Origin of the sequence: Bradyrhizobium macuxiense, from assembly GCF_007993935.1 — a bacterium.
Classification (GTDB): domain Bacteria; phylum Pseudomonadota; class Alphaproteobacteria; order Rhizobiales; family Xanthobacteraceae; genus Bradyrhizobium; species Bradyrhizobium macuxiense_A.
Genome location: NZ_VITY01000018.1, coordinates 75954 through 94892 on the forward strand (window position 1 = coordinate 75954; position 18939 = coordinate 94892).

An 18939-nucleotide genomic window follows, 5' to 3' on the forward strand; every position below is an offset into this window, starting at 1 on the left:
ATGAGCGTCGACTATCAGATCTATGATCTCGGCAATCTGACCTTGCAGTGCGGCGCGACCATCCGCGACTGCAAGCTCGCCTACAAGACGTTCGGCCAGCTCAACGCGGCCAAGGACAATGTGATCGTCTATCCGACCTGGTACTCCGGCCAGCACTACGACAATGAGTGGCTGATCGGTCCGGGCATGGCGCTCGATCCGGCGAAGTACTTCATCATCATCCCCAACATGCTCGGCAACGGCCTGTCGTCATCGCCGAGCAACACGCCGGAGCCGTATAACGGGCCGCGGTTCCCACAGGTGACGGCTTATGACAATGTGCGCGCCCAGCACCGGCTGGTGACCGAGAAGTTCGGCATCAAGCACATCCGCCTGGTGGTCGGCTGGTCGATGGGCGCGTTGCAGACGTTCCATTGGGGTGCGCTCTATCCCGACATGATGGATCTCTTGGCGCCGTTCTGCGGCTCGGCCAAATGCTCGCGGCACAATTATGTGTTCCTCGAGGGCGTCAAGGCTGCGCTGACGGCGGATGCCGCCTGGAAGGAGGGCTGGTACACCGACAAGCCGGCCCGCGGCCTGCGCGCCGCCGCGCGGGTCTATGCCGGCTGGGGCTTTTCGCAGGCGTTCTATCGTGAGCAGCTCGACATCAAGACGATGGGCTATTCGTCGCTGGAGGATTTCCTGGTGGCGTTCTGGGAAGGCTTCTTCCTGCCGAAGGATCCCAACAATCTGCTCACCATGCTGTGGACCTGGCAGAACGGCGACATCAGCGCCAACGAGATCTACAACGGCGACTTCAAGGCTGCGCTGCAGGCGATCAAGGCCAAGACCTATGTCATGCCGGGGCAGACCGATCTCTACTTCCCGCCTGAAGACAGCGAGAACGAGGTCGCGAACATGCCGAACGCCAAGTTCGTGCCGGTGCCGTCGATCTGGGGTCACTTCGCGGGCGGGCCGGGGACCAACCCCGTCGATGTCGCCTTCATCGATACCAAGCTCAAGGAATTGCTCGCATCGTGAGTTCGAACGATTGCGAACGGCTGCCTGCGCGATCATGGGAGGCGTGAGCTTGTCCAATCCCGCTTTGCTGCTCGACCAGTACCGCATCCGCCAGGAGCCGTATTACCGGCCGCTCAAGGATGAGGTCGAACTGTTCGGTGCGGCCTATGCGAACCGCATGCCGGTGATGCTGAAAGGCCCCACCGGCTGCGGCAAGACCCGCTTCATCGAATACATGGCCTGGCGGCTCGGCCGTCCGCTCATCACGGTCGCCTGTCACGAGGACATGACGGCGGCGGATCTGGTCGGACGCTGGCTGCTCGATGCGGAGGGGACGGTGTGGAGCGACGGGCCGCTGACGACGGCCGTGCGTCTCGGCGCGATCTGCTACCTCGACGAGATCGTCGAGGCGCGGCAGGACACCACGGTCGTGATCCATCCCTTGACCGACGACCGCCGGGTGCTGCCGCTGGAAAAGCGGGGCGAGCTGATCCACGCCCATTCCGACTTCCAGCTCGTGATTTCCTACAATCCGGGCTACCAGAGCGCGATCAAGGACCTCAAGGAGTCGACCAAGCAGCGCTTCGCGGCGCTGGATTTCGGCTATCCCGACCGCTCTGCGGAAACCGAGGTGGTGTCGCGCGAGGCCGGCATCGAACCGAACCTTGCCGACCTCCTGGTGAAGATCGCCCAGCACAGCCGCAATTTGAAGGGCCAGGGGCTCGATGAAGGCGCGTCGACCCGGATGCTGGTCAATGCCGGCCGCCTGATCGGCTGCGGCATCAGCCTTGAAAAGGCCTGCGAGACCACGATCGTGGTCCCGTTGACCGATGATGCGGACACCAGGAACACGTTGCGCGACGTGATCTCGGCCTCTGCGTGAATGGACGCTCGCAGGTGGCGGTCGCGCAAATCAGTTCGCTCGATAGCTTCCGATCCGGACGCCGGCTTGCGGCACTGCTGCGCGGCCACGATGAGATCGGCTCGGCCGTGCAGGCGGCGCGGGCCGCATTGCAGCGCGCAGGGGCGATTGATCACCTCGCGGCCTGGGACGAGGCGGTCCACGACCTGTTCGGGGCCAATCTTGGCCATGCCGTCGTTTTGGGCTTTCTGCGGTTATCGGAGCAATGGCCGGCGCAGCGATCGATCGATGATCTGATCGCGGTCGGGCGCGCCGCCGGCGATATCGGCCGCGGCGCCGGAAGCCGTGCCGCCCATGGGTTGCTGACCGAATTGTCCAAGGTGCTGCCGCGGCTTGCCGGTCCTGGAGAACTCACCGCCGTTCTCGCTGCGCTCCGCCAACTCGCAGATGCGGGTCCGGAATCGGTCGGCCTTGCGATCGGCCGGCTGGAGCCGCTGCTGGCGCATGCCGGGGCTGATGACTTCTCCGCCTGGGTCTCCGCAGGCTTGCGCGCAAGCGGCGGTCGCGCATCGCGCCGGCGTGCCTATTTCGCGCTCGACGATCCGCTTTCGGTACGGCTGTTCGCGGTGGGGCGAACCGGCGATGACTTTGCACGGCTGGAGAAGCGCCTCGCTGCAACAACGATCGCGCTGTGGAACAGAAAGCCTCGCTTCCGCAAGCTTGCCGTTGCGCCGACGCCGGTGCCGCGGCGCACCTCGCTCGCTGCCGGCTTCATCGGTCTCCCCGAGACCTTTCCCGGCTTTGCGGGCGAGGCGGCGGACACCATCTATCTCGCGGCGGTCGCGCATGCCGGAGCCCACCTCGTGCATTCCGCCGTCCGCTTTCCCGTGGGGCGACTGAAGGCATTGCAGATCGCGCTGGTCTCGCTGATCGAGGATGCCAGGGTCGAGACGCTGGCGCTGCGCGAGATGCCTGGGCTGCGCCGGTTGTGGCTGCCGTTTCACAGCGCGACGCCATCCGGCCAGGCAACCGCGGCCGGACTGATGATGCGACTGGCGCGCGCGCTGATCGATCCGGACTATCGGGATCCGGATGCGTGGGTGAACAAGGGACAACAATTGTTTGCCGCTGCCGCCGGCCGCTGGACGGATCCCGCCATCAGCCGCGAGATCGGCGGGCTGCTCGGCAACGACATCGGCCAGATGCGGCTGCAGTTCAACGCCAAGAGCTACGTCGTCGAGCCCGCTTACCGCGACGATAATCTGGCGCTGTGGGATTTTGGCGATCAGCCGGACAGTCCGACCGAGACGATCGAACTTGCGGTCGATTCCGTGCGCATGGAGCGTCGCGAGGACGCCGATGGACAGTCCACCGACGACAACGCAAGGCCCGACGAGACGCTGCGCGCGAAGGCCAGCGCGGTCACGCTGCTGGACGGATTTCCGGTCGCCACCTATCCGGAATGGGACTACGCCGCGCGGACCGAGCGGGCGGACTGGACGACGATCCTGGAGGCTGATGCCGCGGTCTCCGCGCAGCCGTTCGAGCTGCCGACGGACACCGAGACGACCCGCTGGATCACGCGGTTGACTCGCGACGCGTCGATCGGCCGCCGTATCAGGCACAAGGGCCAGCGCGACGGCGACGCGCTCGATATCGACGCGGCGATCGCGCTGACGATCGAGCGGCGCGCCGGCAGCGTCGGCGAGCCGAGAGTCTATCAACGCGATGCGCCGGGGCCGCGCGATCTTGCCATTCTGCTGTTGTTGGACCTGTCGCAATCGACCGCTGATCGCGACCGTCGCGGCCGGACGGTTCTCGACGTCGAGCGCAAGGCGGCCGCGATCATGGCGGCGGCGGTCGAGGCCGCCAATGACGCGATCGCGGTGCATGGCTTCAGCTCCGACGGCCGCGAGCGCGTGCGTTATCTGCGCATCAAGGGCTTTGAGGAGCCGATGGACGCCGTGGTGCGTTCGCGCCTCGCGGGGCTCGGCAGCAGCCATTCCACCCGGCTTGGCGCGGCCTTGCGCCATGCCGGGGGCTACCTTGCGGAACGACGTGCGTTCCGCAAGGTGCTGCTGGTGCTCACCGATGGCGAACCGTCCGACGTCGATGTGCCCGATCCGCAATACCTGGTGGAGGACGCGCGCCGGGCCGCGCAGCAATTGCGGCGGCGCGGCACCGATATTTTTGCCTTCGGTGTCGGAGAACACAGATTTCCCCAGCTCGATCGCATTTTCGGCGAGCGCTACGCGCTCCGCGTACCGCGCATCGAGGTGTTGCCGCACCGGGTGATGCAGCTCTACGCGGAACTGAAGAAATAAATAGAGGGTCCTGCCGTCACGGAGCCGGCCCGGATCGTCGTCCACACGCCTACGCACCGCTGTCACACTTCGACGCTAACGTTGCAGATTGGACACAGCGGCCCGCCTGGGAACAATCGACGCGGACACGATGAGCATTGGATATCTTTCGAGGGGCCGGGCAGGGCGCCCCTCAGACGCTTGTCGATTGTGCGTTTTGATCTGCCTCTGCATGCTTGGCGCCGGCGCCGATCTCGCGATGGGACAAGAGAGCCCGAACGCTTCGGCGGCGCGCATCACCTTCGATATTCCGTCTCAAGCCCTGACATCCGCGCTGGAAAGCTACGGCGCCACGGCGCGGCGTGAGGTGCTCTATGACGCGCGGCTTGCGACCGGCCGGCGCTCGAGCGAGGTGAAGGGCGTATTCGCGCCGTCCGAAGCCTTGCAGATCCTGCTCGATGGCACCGGCCTGGTCGGCCGTCTGACGTCGGAGAACGCGCTGGTGGTGGTGCCCTCGTCTCCAGCCGCCGGCCAGCCGACGACGCCTGACGTCGATGCGAGGAAGGGCGATCCGATCATTCGGGCCCGCTACTATGCGCAAGTGCAGGAGCGCGTCCGGGACGCCTTCTGCAGGGACAGCCTGTTGCGGCCGGGGCGGTATCGGATCGCCGTGCAGTTCTGGATCGCTCCAACAGGATCCGTGCAACAGACCAAGATTTTGAGCAAGACCGGCGATGACCGCATCGATAGCGCGATCGAGACGACGCTTCGTGGATTGAGAATCAAGGAGGCGCCGCCGCAAGGCATCTCGCAACCCCTCACGATGGTCGTTGCGCCGCGTTCGCCGGAACAGACGCAGGACTGCGTTGGGATTGACGCAATCCGCTATGGCGGCGAGGCGAACTGAGCGTGCCGGGATGAGCGACGCAAACCGGACCATGCTCCGCAGCTTCCTGGCTGCCCGCTACGATGATCTCAAGCTGCGGCTGAGCCGTCGTCTGGGCTCGGCGGAGCTTGCCAGCGATGCGTTGCAGGACACCTATGTGCGTCTCGACCGGGCCGAAGTGGCGGGGGCGGTGCAAAGCCCGGCCGCGTATCTGTTCCGGATGGCCTTCAACGTCGCAATGGACCGGCAGCGGGCCGAGAAGCGGCGCCTGGCGCACAACGAGGTTCAGGATCTGCTCCATATTGTCGACGATGCGCCGGGGCCGGGTCAGATCGCGGAGGCCCGCTTCGAGATCGAGGCGCTGGAGAAGGCGATCGCGGAACTGACGCCGCGGCGCCGGATCATCCTGCTGGCCGCACGGCTCCAGGGCATGCCGCAGCGGGAAATTGCCCGCCGGCTCGGGGTCTCGCTGCGCCTGGTCGAGAAGGAACTCCGCCTCGCCCAGGAACATTGCGCGCTGAAGCTCGGAAAATAGTTGTGCGGTTGATGGCTATGGCGAACGTCAAACGGACAAGCGGACGACCCGGCTGCGGAGACGAGGGGCGCTGCGAGGCAAGCCTGCATGACGAGCAAAGGCGGTAAATCGACGATGGGGCTCGGCGCAATGGAGCGGGAGGCACATGCCTGGGTCAGGCGCTTGACGTCCGGCGACGCGACGGTCGAGGACGCCGATGCGTTCCAGGTGTGGCGCGAGCAGAGCGCAGCCCATGCGACTGCGTTTGCGAAGGCCAGCCAGCTTTGGGAGACGGTCGGCAGCGCCGGCCATAACCTCCGCTATGACCCTGCATCGCTTGGCGTGCTGCTCGATGGCGAAGCCAGGCGCGTGATGACCCGCAGGCTGGTGCTCGGCGGCGGACTTGCGACCGCCGCCGCGGCCGTCGGAGCGGTGACGTTGCGTCCCCCGCTCGAGCTCTGGCCGTCATGGTCCGAGCTTGCTGCGGACTACCGGACGGGGACCGGAGAGCAGCGCAAGCTAGCGCTGAACGACAGCGTGTCGATCAACCTGGACACGCGGACCAGCATCGCGCTGCGCCCGGACCATGGCGACAGCAGCCGGATCGAGTTGATCACGGGCCAGGCGTCGATTGCGACGACCCCGCAACAGTCGAGGCCGGTGACCGTGATTGCGTCGAGCGGTCAAGCGGTTGCAACGCAAGCCTCGTTCGACGTGCGCTATCTCGGAGCCGAGGTGCGCGTCACCTGTCTCGGCGGCGAGGTCCGCGTCGAGCATCAGGGAAATGCCCGCACTGTTCGTGAGAGGCAGCAGATCGCCTACGACGAGCGGCGCATGAGCGACATCGTTGCGATCGACCCGGCCGTCGAATCGGCCTGGCAAGAGGGTTTGCTCGTCTTCCGCTACACGCCGCTGCCCAAGGTGGTGGAAGAGGTGAACAGGTACCGATCGGGCCGAATCTTCATCGTCAATGCCGGGCTGAACGCCCATTTGATCAACGGCCGCTTCCATATCGACCGGATCGACGAGGTTCTCGTGCAGCTCGAGCAAGCCTTTGGCGTCAAGGCGAAAACGCTTCCCGGCGGCATTGTGCTGCTGAGCTGAGGAGGCCTCACGCAGGGCGGCAAAAAAATTCCGATCCGGCGTGCGGGTCGGCCCGTTCGGGATCGTCTCAGCCGCGAGGGTCTCGGTGCTGGCGCTGAGACGCGAAATGTTCGGCTGTTGCCGCCCGGCGCAAGAAAGCGATCCCATGGTTCCCCGCCTCTCCAGGTCCCTATCCCGCGCGACGGTTCGCACCGCATTGTTCGGCAGCGTCAGCGTCGTGGCGCTGCTGGCCAATACGCCGGTGGTCGCGCGCCCGTTCGGGTCGAGCTGGACGTCGTCGCCGTCGGCCGCAGCGATGGCAGCGTCGCAGTCGGCAGCGCAGGACGCTGCGGCGGCCGCCAAGCAGGGCCAGGATGCGATGGCACGGGCCACGCGCGCCATCCAGGCGATCCAGGGCTTGCAGAACGCGGCGCGCAGCGCGGCGCAGACCTCGCAGCGTTCGGTGACGCTGCCGCAGGTCGCCGTCCCCAACGGCCTTGCCCCCGGCGGCCTGCAGGTGGCGCCGGGATGGCAGGGAGCGAATGCGCCGACGCAGGCGGTCGATGCCGCCGGCCAGACCCAGGTCGGCATCGCGCAGACCAGGGCGCAGGCGATCCTCAACTGGAATTCCTTCAACGTCGGCGCACGCACCACGCTGACCTTCGACCAGCAGGGCAATACGAACTGGGTGGCGCTCAATCGCGTGGTCGGCAGCACCGCGCCGAGCCAGATCCTCGGCAATATCAAGGCCGACGGCTCGGTCTATGTGATCAATCAGAACGGCATCATCTTCGGCGGCGCGAGCCAGGTGAATGTCGGCTCGCTGATCGCCTCAAGCGCCAACATCACCGATACCCAGTTCCTCACCAGCGGCATGTACGCGCAGCAGGCCGGCGGCCGATATGTGCCGAGCTTCACGGATGCCCGTGGTGCGGTGAGGGTCGAGCCCGGCGCGCTGATCTCGACCAGCGCGCCGTCCTCGGTGACGCAAGGCGGCGGTTTCGTCCTGCTGATGGGAACCGAGGTCAGCAATGCCGGCTCGATCACCGCGCCGCGCGGCCAGGTGCAACTCGCGGCCGGCAACGACTTTCTGCTGCGGCCGGGTTACAGCACGGACGCCAACCAGGCCTCGACCACGCGCGGCAACGAGATATCGCCGATCGTGCGCGACGCGATCGCGGCCGTCGGCAATTCCGGCCTGATCTTCGCCCAGCAAGGCGACATCACGCTCGCGGGCCGCAGCGTCAACCAGAACGGGGCGCTTGTCGCCACCACCTCGGTCAACACCCGCGGCACGATCCATTTGCTGAACGCCGCCTCCGATGCTGCGGGGAGCATCACGCTCGCCGGCGGCAGCCTGACCGCGATCCTGCCCGAGCTCGGCAGCAGTGACACCGCGCTCGACAGCCAACGCAACCAACTGGTCGCCGATTCCAAGGCCTTCACCCACGCCCCGGTCGCCAACGCCCAGTTCGACAATCTTTCGCAGCTCTCCGACCGGCTCGATCAGGGACGTATCGAGATCGTCAGCGGCGGCACGGTCAATTTCAAGGCCGGTTCGACCACGCAGGCGCAGGGCGGCCAGGTGGCGGTCAACGCCGGTCACCGCGTCTTCGCCGAGAGCGGATCGGTTATCGACGTCTCGGGCGTGCGCGGCGTGCTGCTGCCGATGTCGACCAACAACCTCCTGATCAACGTGCAGGGCAACGAGCTGCGCGACTCGCCGGTCAACCGCGATCAGGACAGTCTGAAGAACGCGGATGTCTGGATCGATGCCCGCGACCTGGTGCTGGTGCCGGCGGGCACCGGCGGCTATGCGACCGACCGCTACTATACGCCGGGTGGCCTGCTCGAGGTTTCCGGCTATCTCGCCAATACCGTGCACCGGATCGGCGAATGGGCCGCGGTCGGCGGCAGCGTCACGCTGTCGGCGCCGGAAGTCGTGGCGCAGAAGGGAGCCGTGTTCGACGTCTCCGGCGGTTCGGTCAGCTACCAGGGCGGTTACATCCGGACCACCAACTTCCTGGGTGCGGACGGCCGCCTCTACAGCGCCAACCAGGCCCGCGCCGACATGCAGTTCTACGGCATTGGCGCGGGCTTCATTCGCGAGCACAAGCTCGGCGGCAAGGTTGCGCCGAATCTGACTGAAATCTGGACCAGCCCGTTCGGCAAGGGGCGCGTGACGACCCGTTGGGAGGACGGCTACACCATCGGCCGCGACGCCGGCTCTCTCATCCTGTCGACGCCGACGGCGGTCTTCGAAGCCGATATCGTCGCTGATGTCGTCACCAGCTCACGCCAGACGACGGCTCGGCCTGACGGCACGACCGATGGCTACAAGCTGTCGCAGAATGTCGCCCCGCTGCAGGGCAAGCTCGCGCTCGGCGGCTATTCGGGACTGGGCCTCACCGATGCATCCGCGGCGCGGGTCGTCTTCGGCCGGACGCCTGAGATATCCGAGACATTGAACGTCACGTCTGTCTTGCCCGACGATCGCATCGGGACCGCGTTGTTCAACTCGGATGCGCTCAATGCCGCCAAACTGGGCGGGCTCAATGTTGCGAGCAGCAAGGAAATCCACGTCGAGGCGCCGCTCGAGCTCGCCCCGGGCGCGCAAGTGATCTTCGCGGCGCCGCATGTCGAACTCGGCGCCAACGTCACGGCGCATGGCGGCAGCGTGACGCTGACCAATCTGATGCATGCGCTGCTCGGCCAGAACCAGAACGAGCAATGGTGGGCGCTTCGCGACGCGGACGGCAAGGCACTGGTCACGATCGGCCAGAACGTCGCCGTCGATCTCAGCGGGTTGTGGAGCAACGGACTGACCGGAGCCGATGTCTCCGGTCAGGCGCATGTCGATGGCGGCAATCTCACCGTGTCGACGACCGGCGGCATCACGCTTGCGAGCGGGTCGCTGATCGATGTGTCCTCGGGTGGTGCCATCCTGGCGACCGGCAAGACGAAAGGCGGCAAGGGCGGCAATGTCAGCCTCGTGGCCAATGACTATTCGCATCTGGTCTGGACCCAGTTCTTCACCAATCCGCTCATCCTCGATGGCACGATCCGCGCCTATGGCTTTGCCGGCGGCGGCACGCTGACGCTGAACGCGGGTCAAGCGATCGCGATCGGCGAGGCCGTGGCCGATGCGCTGGTGCTCGATCCCGCGATCTTCAAGTCCGGCTTCACGGCCTACAACATCAGCAGCAACACCGGCATCCGGATCGGTGAAGGCACCCGCGTCGACGCCGAGGTGCCGGTCTATCGCTTCACCCAGGGCAGCTTCGGCGCGCCGAGCGGCAGCCCCGTTGCCGATGCCGCAACGCTCTGGACGCCGCCGCGCTTCTCGGTCAACTCCTTCACGCATGGCGCCACGCAGCGCGTCGGCGCCGATGTAACGTTCTGGAGCCTGCATGATTTCACGCTGGCCAAGGGCGCATCCATCAACGTCGATCCGGGGCGCTCGGTTTCGATCTACGCCAATCGCCAGACGGTCATCGACGGCGCGATCACGGCGCCCGCCGGCAATATTCTGATCACGAGCTTGCAGGACGCCCCTGGCGACACCCGATACAATTCCGGATACGGCGAGTTCGGCCTGACGCGTTCATTCTGGATCGGCGACGACGCGGTGCTGGACGTCTCGGCGCGCGATGCGGTCGGGCGCGACGACGACGGGATTTCCTATGCTGCCGTGCCGGACGGCGGCACGATACGCATCGGCGGCACCGGCGCGCTCGATCCAAAATATCCCGTCGTCAGCGACGCCTTCGTGATCGTTCGTCCGGGCGCGCTGATCGATGCGTCTGGTACCTCGGCGGTGGTCGATGTCCAGAATGGCAAGACCTATGTGCCGACGCTCGCCGCAAGCGACGGCGGGACGATCTCGCTCTATTCCAGTTTCGGCATGGCGCTCGACGGCACCTTGCGGGCTGCGGCCGGCGGCAGCGGCGCGTCCGGCGGTTCGCTGAACCTGACCATGTCCTGGCGCGGCTATGTCGTGGGGCAGCCGAACACGAGTTCGCCCTATGCCAGCAACGAACTGCCGCCGGAGTTCCAGAGGTCGCGCGATATCACGCTGGTGCAAAACGCTACGGGCAGCGGGCTCGGCGCCAATCTGTCGCCCGGTCAGGCCGATCCAGCGCTGCAATTCGGGCGGACCGTGATCAGCGTCAACCAGGTCGCGAAGGGGGGCTTCGGCTCTCTGGCGCTGTATACGCGCGATCTTCTCGTCTTCGACGGCAATGTGGACCTCAGCCTGTCTCGCAGTCTTCGGTTGTCGAGCGGTGTCATCGCCGCAGCGTCCGGCACGCCAAACAGCACAATCAATTTGTCTGCGCCCTATGTCCGTCTTGATGGCGTCTACAACGCGGAGGACTCGCAGACGGCGGTGGGCTATTCCCCCGGGATCAACAATGTCGGAGTTCGGAATCCGGCGGCGGGCGGAAGCTTCACCGTCGCGGGCGACCTGATCGACGTGTATGGGCCAGTCCAGTTCGGAGCCACTGGCCAACAGGGCAGCGGGGCCGTGGACATTGGACGTCCCGTCAGCATTCCATTCGATGCCCGCGGCTTTCGTCAGGTCGCGCTGCAGAGCAATGGCGATATCAGGTTCGGCAGCGGCGGTCTGGATGTCGAGAATCTCGCACTGACCGCGGACCAGATCTATCCCTTGAGCGGCGCCCTTGCGCTCATCAAGGTTGGGCTCCGTCCAAGCGGGACATATTCCATCTATGACCCCGATGCACATCTCGTCATTCGCCGCAATGACGACGAGACGCCGCCGGTCCCGGCCTCGGCCTTCGGTGATTTGGTGCTGATTGCCGCCGACATTGACCAGGGCGGCGTTGTTCGCGCACCGCTTGGCCGCATCTCGTTCAACGACACCCGGCTCGTCAGCGGTCCGCTCGTTTCCCCCGCATCCAACGCGCGCATCACGTTCCGCAGTGGTAGCATCACCTCCGCGAGTGCGGCCGGCCTGATCATGCCGTTTGGCGGCACCTCGGATGGCATCGCCTATCAAGGCGCGGACGGCACGTTGCGCAACCTGGCCAGCGCGACTTACGACGATCATCAGGGCAGATATCTGATTGCAAGCGGCATTTCGATCAATGCCGCCTCGGTGGTGGGTGAGCCCGGGTCCGTGCTCGACCTGTCAGGCGGCGGCACGCTCACCGGTGCGGGCTTCATTTCCGGCCGTGGCGGCTCGGTCGATGCGCTGAAGACGGCGCTCGTCAATGCCAATCCGGTCAACAGCTACAGCGCTGCCGGCAACAAGGTCTATGCCATCCTGCCTGGTTATGCAGCCGACTATGCGCCGGCGATCGCAACCAATGGCGCGGGCGACCCGGTGATCGGCCAGCAGATCACGCTTCCCTCGGGTGTGCCGGGATTGCCTGCGGGCACCTATACATTGCTGCCTTCCAGCTACGCGCTGTTGCCGGGCGGCTATCGCGTCGAGCTCGGCTCGACCGGAACGACCGTGATGGCGCCTGGGCGGGCGGGCAATGGCTCCGTCGTCACGTCGGGCTATCTCGGAGTTGCCAACACCGCAATCCAGGACACGCTGCCGACGCGGGTGATCCTCACGTCGGGCCAGACCACGCGGCTCTACTCGCAATACAACGAAACCGGCTACGCTGATTTCGAGCGCGCGCAAGCCGCCACCTTCGGCGGGTTCCGGCCTCGTCTGCCGGAGGACGGCAAGGTCCTTGATATAGGTCTGTTCCCTCAGCAGGATAATACGAAATCATTGTCGTTCGCCGGGACGGCCTTGTTCGACGGCGCCAAAGGTGGTGTTGACGGCACCCTGGTCGTCAGGCCGTCGGCTCTCATGGCGAGTACTGCCGCACTCGACATTACGGCGCCGGGCGCAACGCCGATAGCCGGTCATACGTCGATCTCCAGCGACGACATCAATGCCTTCAGGGCATCCACGCTCTTGCTGGGTGGCGTCAGCGTGTTTTCCGCACCGGACGGCGATCCGGGCGCGGGCGCGCAAATCTTTTTTGACGGAAGAGTGGCCGTCAATCTCCTCGATGGCGCCAGCATCCGCGCCGGACAGGTTTTCCTGGTCGGCAAGTCGGTCAACATGGCTGGCGGCGCAACCATCGATACGCGCGGATTGAGCAGCAATGCGGTCGATTCCACGCTCGGCTACACGTATAGCAACGTGGACCCCACGTCGCCCGGTGTAACCGCTGACAGGCCGGCCGTGCTCGCGGTCGCGAATGGCTGGTTCCAATTTCTGGACGCCGTTGGATCCGGAAGCATCAACGTCGCCAGCGGTGCCTCGCTGCTCACCGACGGCAGTGTTGTGCTGGCCGCGCCGGGCGGGCTCACGATGGGTGACGTCAATTTCGGCGCGCGCTATCTGAACGTGACACAGGAGCGCGTCAATGTCGGCACCGAGGCCGCTCTGGCGGCGGCGCAGGCTGCCGGCCAGCTGCCGTCGGGATGGAATCTTACCCAGAGCGTGCTCGACAAGCTATTGCGGCCGTCGACGAGCGCGGGCAGCCCCGCGCTCGAACAGCTCATCATCACGGCGAGCGGCTCCTTCAATCTGATCGGCAGTGCCAGTCTGGACACCACGCGCCAAGGCGCGTCTTCCTCCGATTCGCTCAAATTCGTTCTCAATACGCCGGGCATCTATGGTCTCGGCTCGGCAAGCGACACGGCGAGCATCACCGCGGATACTCTGATCTGGAATGGCATCCGCAGTGGAAACGGCTCCGTCTCAAGCCCCTATGGCAGCCAGCCGCCGGCCAGTGTCTTGCCCGGCGGGCCCGGCACGGGATCCGGGCATCTCGCCATCACAGCCAACGAGATTCTGTTCGGCTACGACGCTGCGCATAGCAAGCCGACCGATGGCGCAACGTTGAACCGTTTCGTGCTTGGTTTCTCCGATGTCGCCCTGGCGGCGACCAAGCGCGTCACGGCGAACAGTGACGGCGCCTTGAAGGTGGGTCTCAGCAGGGACAGCAACGGCGCCTTGCAGGGCGGCGCGCTCACCATTGCGACCCCGATGGTCACGGCGAGCAACGGGTCCAAGCTCGATGTGAGCGCAGGCGCAGCCTTGCGTCTGGTCGCGCCGGGAGGGGCCGCTCCCGCCGATACGCATGGCGTGACCGATCTCGGCGGCACGCTCTCGTTCACCGGCGACAGCGTGTTTGTCGACACCGCATTCGCCTTGCCGTCCGGCAAGCTGACGCTGAATGCGACGCACGACGTCGTGCTCGGTGCAAACGCAACCGTTGACCTCTCCGGCCGCGGCATCGCCTTCTTCGACGTCACCAAGTTCAGCTGGGGCGGCGACCTCATCCTGAGCTCCACCAACGGCAACATCATCCAGAATGCGGGTTCGGTGATCGATGTCTCGGCCGCCTACAACACGGCGGGCTCGATCGCGGCGAAGGCGATCGAGGCCGCGCATGGCCAGGTTGCGTTCGGCGGTACGCTCAAGGGATCGTCGACGGGCGCTTTCGATAGCGGCCAGTTCACGGTAGCGGCACAGAATTTCGGCGATTTCGCTGCGTTGAATGCCAAGCTCAATGATGCCGATTTCTTCGGAGCCCGCAGCTTTGATCTCCGCCAAGGGAGCCTCGTCATCGGTGATGGCGTCAAGGCGCGGTATGTGACGGTCTCGGTCGATCAAGGCAGTCTCACACTGGCCGGCAAGATCGACGCCAGCGGGGCGAAGCCCGGCACCATCCGCCTGTCCGCGCTCGGCGATCTCAGGCTTGCCGCGAATGCCGTGCTCGATGTCCACGGCAATGTGCTGCAGACCGACAGCTATGGTGCGGCGATCGAGGCCAACAACATCGCGCATGTCGAGCTCACCACCACGCACGGCACCATGACGCTGGCCGCGGGCGCGACGATCGACATGAGCTCGCCGGACGGCGTATCGCGGGGCAAGATCGAGCTCAATGCGCCGCGCCGCGGCGGCACCGGCGGCGACGGTGCGGGCGCCAATGATATCGCAATCGACGCCCGCGGCACGCTCGATATTCGCGGCGCTGGCAGCATCGCGGTGAACGGGTTTCGCACCTACGATCTCCCGGGCGGCAGCGTCATCGATCAGGTCTATCTCGACAGCCTGCATAACGACAGCACGGTGTTCATCAACTCGGCGCTCCAGAACGGCGACTTGCGGAACCGCCTTGCAGGGCTCGCGGCCTATGGCTCCGCCTTCCATCTGCGGCCCGGCGTTGCCATCACCTCAAGCGGTGATCTGTCGACGAAGGGCGATCTCGATTTCTCCGGCTATCGCTATGGGCCCAATGCCGATCCGGCCGTTCGTGGCTCCGGCGAACCGGGGGTGCTCGTGGTCCGTGCTGCCAGCGATCTCAAGATCAACGGCAGCATCACGGATGGTTTCGCTCCGCCGCCGGCGTCCCCGGATGCGGTGACGGTGATCGCCTCCGGCACCCTGTCGGCCGATTACATGGTCAAGACGGGTGGAGTGGTTCTCGGCAATGGCTCGACCATTCCGAGCAACGGCACAATCAACATGGTGCTGGAACTCGACAACGGAAGCATCACGCAGAGCCCGAGCGCCGCAAATCCGCTTCCCATCGCAATCACGTTGGCGGAAGACTTCACGGTGAGAGGGCCACCCGTTCAGACTAGGAAGCTGAACGGCGGGCATATCATCACGCCGGACAAGATCTACAATCCGGGTGATACGATTCTGCGCAACACGGTATTTCCGGCCGGCACCGTGCTCGAGAAGGGCGTCTATTTTACAGGGCCGATCTTCATCAATAACTTCAACAACCTGGCGCTTCAGCCTGTAAATCTGCCGGCGGGGACCAGTCTTGTCCTGTTTGGGGGATACACGTTTAGCGCCGATACGCTGCTGCCCAAGGGTACGGTGCTGCCGGCCGGCATGACGAACGTCAATCTGATCGGACCGGGCGATCGCCAGGTCTGGCCGACCGCCCCCATGCTCGCGGCGGGTACGCAATCCTGGTCGATGCGACTGGTGGGCGGCGCGGATCTTGCGAGCGCCGACAGCCGGATGCTGCGAACGGCCGACGCGCTTGCCGGTTCAGGCAACGTGGTGCTGAACGATCCGTTCATCGTCACGATCAACAAGCCGACGACACCAGGCGTCAGCGTCGTGCGCACCGGCACAGGCGATCTCGAGATTCTCGCCGGCGGCAACTACGATCAGATGACGCCGTTCGGCGTCTACACGGCCGGCACCGCGATCAGAGAGACCGGGACGGCAGCGAATGATCCTTACAACCTCGGCCGAGGCAAATTGGCCGACGGCACGGTGCTGGGATCGGCGAACACGAACTACGAATCGACGCTCGGCGCGGAGCGCATGTACTACCCCGAGCATGGCGGCGATTTCTTGCTCGTCGCGCAAGCCGATGTCAAAGGCGCGCTGGCGAATCGAGGGACCGAAATCGGAAGTTGGCTGTGGCGCCAGGGCGGTTCGGAGATCGGTCAGCGGACCGCCTGGGGCATCAACTTCGGCAGCTATGCGTTCAGTCCAACTCTCGGCGGTGGTGGAATGTCCTTCAACCTCTCCGCCTTCTCCGGCCTCGGTACGCTCGGCGGCGGCAATGTCACGTTGCAGGCCGGCGGCACGATCGGTGACGTGGGCCGTGGTGTGATCGTCGCTGTCGGCGGCAGCGGCCGTGTGATGGCGGATGGCAGCCTGGTGCAGACCGGCGGCGGCACGCTGTCGGTGAGGGCCGGCGATATCGGCACCGGCGGCAATCAATTCGTCAATCTGCGCGGCGCGATGGATGTCGCCACGGGTGATTTCGGCAGCATGGTCGCGAGCAATGTCCGCAATGATAGCGGAGCGGATCCGCGGCCGATCAATCCGTTGACGTCCTACTCGATGATCACGGTCGCCGGTGGGGATTTCGCGCCAGGCGACAGCGTGATCAACATCCGCGCACGCGGCGATCTGGCTGTCGGAGCCATCCTCGATCCTGGCCGGGTCGGTGTCACCGGCGTGACGGCCGCCGACAACGGCAGCACGAGCGGCCAGGGCGCCAGCTGGTTCACGCTGTGGACGGGGGAAACCGCCGTCAACATGTTCGCCGCGGGCGGTTCGCTCGCGCCGGGCAGTGCGCCATTCGGCTTCAAGTTCCTGCCTTCGACCGTGCGGGCGATCGCCGCGAACGGCAACATCTACAATTCGTTGGGTGGAATGCTGCTGCCGTCAGAGAACGGCGCGTTCGAGATGCTGGCGGAAGGATCGATCTTCAGTAACACGAACGCCATCGGCGCGTCGATGGCGCCGACATCGGCTCTCGCAACACCATTCCACCCTGCTTGGGCGATCTCGATCGACGAACCGGGGGGACAGCTCATCACGGCCTCCAATTATTGGGGCAATTATCTTCAAGTGAATGACATGATTAGTGGGCTTGGCGTCTACTCCTACGCAACGGGCGGGTACCCCTTTGCCTTTGGTGCAAATACGGTGAAGGGCAATCCGGCGCCGAACCAGGGCGACCCGGCACGCATCTATGCGGTGAACGGCGATATCACTGGGATCACCTATGGGCAGACCATTACGGTGCGGAAGACCACTGACGGCGTTGCCTCCAGCGATGTTTTTTATCAGGCGGCAGGACCGCTGCGGATGCTTGCGGGGGGCGACATCGTCGATACAAAGGGCCTGATCTTCCACAACGATCCCAATGATGTGTCCACCATCGCGGCCGGCGGCAGCATCATCTATGCGGGCTGGCCGGGACTCGATTCCGGAGTGAACGGAGGCTGGACGATTGCCGGCCCCGGTACGCTCGAAATCACGGCGGCCAGGAACATTTATCAGGGCTCAACCGCGACGGTCGAAAGCATCGGGGCGCTCGCCGCCGGCGACAAGCGGCCCGGCGCCAACGTGGTCATGCAGGCCGGCATCGGCGCGGGCGAGATCGGTGTTGGCCAAGTCGACTGGACCGGTTTTGCCAGGCTCTATCTCGATCCGAACAATCTCGCAGGCGCCGGCCCGCTCGCCGACCAGCACGGCAAGGTGGCGAAGACCTACGCCGATGAGCTCTACGATTGGCTGAAGGAGCGCTTCGGCTATAGCGGCGCCAAGGCCGATGCGCTCAGTTACTTCTTCACGCTGGCCGATGCACAGCAGCGCGTCTTCCTGCGGCAGGTCTACTACGCCGAGTTGAGCGCGGGCGGGCGTGAGTACAACGATACGAACGGCCCGCGTCCGGGCTCTTATTTGCGCGGACGCGAGGCGATCGCAGCACTGTTTCCGCATGATGGGGCCTATCGTGGCGACATCACGATGTTCACCGCGGCCTCCGGCACGCCGGGCGCGGCGAACTACAAGATCCAGAGCGGCTTCGTGCACACCGATTTCGGCGGCGACATCCAGTTCCTGACCCCGGGCGGCGGCGTCACGATCGGGACCGAGGGGCTGCTGCCGGGTGCCGATGCGGGTCTGATCACGCAAGGCGCGGGCAACATCCAGATCTATTCGCAAAACAGTGTGCTGATGGGCCTGTCGCGCATCATGACGACGTTCGGCGGCAACATCGTGATCTGGTCGGCGGAGGGCGATATCAACGCCGGCCGCGGCGCCAAGACCACGGTGCTCTATACGCCGCCAAAGCGGGCCTACGACAACTACGGCAACATCACGATATCGCCGGTGGTGCCGTCGAGCGGCGCCGGCATCGCAACGCTGCAACCGATCCCGGAGGTGCCGCGCGGCACGGTCGATCTGATCGCGCCGCTCGGCACCGTCGATGCGGGCGAGGCCGGCATCCGCGCGTCGAGCTTCGTCAACATCGCGGCGCTGCATATCGTCAATGCCGCCAACATTCAGGCGCAGGGCGGCGTGATCGGCGTGCCGGTGGTTCAGGCGCCCAACATGGGCGCCCTGAGCGAAGCCTCGAACACGGCGGGGGCCGCTGCGAAGCAGGCGGCAGTGCCGCCGCCGCAGACCAACGATCAGCCCTCGGTCATCATCGTCGAAGTGCTCGGCTACGGCGGGGGCGACGGTGGCGATGAACCGAAGCGGCGCGGCAGCGACAAGCAGAGCCAATACGACCCGAACAGCGCCTTCCAGTTGATCGGCGATGGCCAGTTGAGCGCGGAGCAGATGAAGAAGCTGACGCCGGAGGAGCGGCGTCAGGTGGTGAACTGAAGTATGATCCGGAAAAGTGCGAAGCGGTTTTCCCTCGCGACAAACGCGGAACGCGTTTGCGCGGAGATAATGCTCAAACAAAGAGCTAACGCGCGATGACTTGACTTTGAATCGACCAGGCTCCGCTTCATCTCGCGGGCGAGGGGGTTTGCG

General features: G+C 65.3%; 7 protein-coding genes. All 7 read left to right on the forward strand.

The genetic code is table 11. The features are described 5' to 3' along the window. The 7 genes from FBZ93_RS35215 to FBZ93_RS35245 all read left to right on the forward strand — a co-directional run bounded on the left by FBZ93_RS35215 (nt 1) and on the right by FBZ93_RS35245 (nt 18786). A complete protein-coding gene (locus FBZ93_RS35215; protein WP_146992002.1) occupies nt 1-1020 on the forward strand; it encodes an alpha/beta fold hydrolase in 1020 nt (339 codons plus the stop codon). Between the two features lie 34 nt (nt 1021-1054). Next, nucleotides 1055-1882 carry a CbbQ/NirQ/NorQ/GpvN family protein gene (locus tag FBZ93_RS35220; RefSeq protein WP_050421909.1) on the forward strand — a complete coding sequence of 276 codons (828 nt, stop codon included), beginning with the start codon at nt 1055-1057 and terminating at the stop codon, nt 1880-1882. A 14-nt stretch (nt 1883-1896) separates the two neighbouring features. After that, nucleotides 1897-4185 carry a nitric oxide reductase activation protein NorD gene (locus FBZ93_RS35225; RefSeq protein ID WP_146992003.1) on the forward strand — a complete coding sequence of 763 codons (2289 nt, stop codon included), beginning with the start codon at nt 1897-1899 and terminating at the stop codon, nt 4183-4185. Between the two features lie 211 nt (nt 4186-4396). Next, a complete protein-coding gene (locus tag FBZ93_RS35230) occupies nt 4397-5071 on the forward strand; it encodes a secretin and TonB N-terminal domain-containing protein (RefSeq protein ID WP_167529359.1) in 675 nt (224 codons plus the stop codon). 10 nt (nt 5072-5081) lie between these two features. Then, nucleotides 5082-5585: an RNA polymerase sigma factor gene (locus FBZ93_RS35235; RefSeq protein WP_146992005.1), complete on the forward strand. Its 504-nt coding sequence runs from the start codon at nt 5082-5084 to the stop codon at nt 5583-5585. An 87-nt stretch (nt 5586-5672) separates the two neighbouring features. Continuing rightward, nucleotides 5673-6668, forward strand: a complete 996-nt coding sequence (locus FBZ93_RS35240) for a FecR family protein (protein ID WP_146992006.1) — start codon at nt 5673-5675, stop codon at nt 6666-6668. A 145-nt stretch (nt 6669-6813) separates the two neighbouring features. Continuing rightward, on the forward strand, nt 6814-18786 hold the full coding sequence (locus FBZ93_RS35245) for a filamentous haemagglutinin family protein (protein WP_167529360.1): 11973 nt from the start codon (nt 6814-6816) through the stop codon (nt 18784-18786). The last annotated feature ends 153 nt before the right edge of the window (nt 18787-18939 follow it).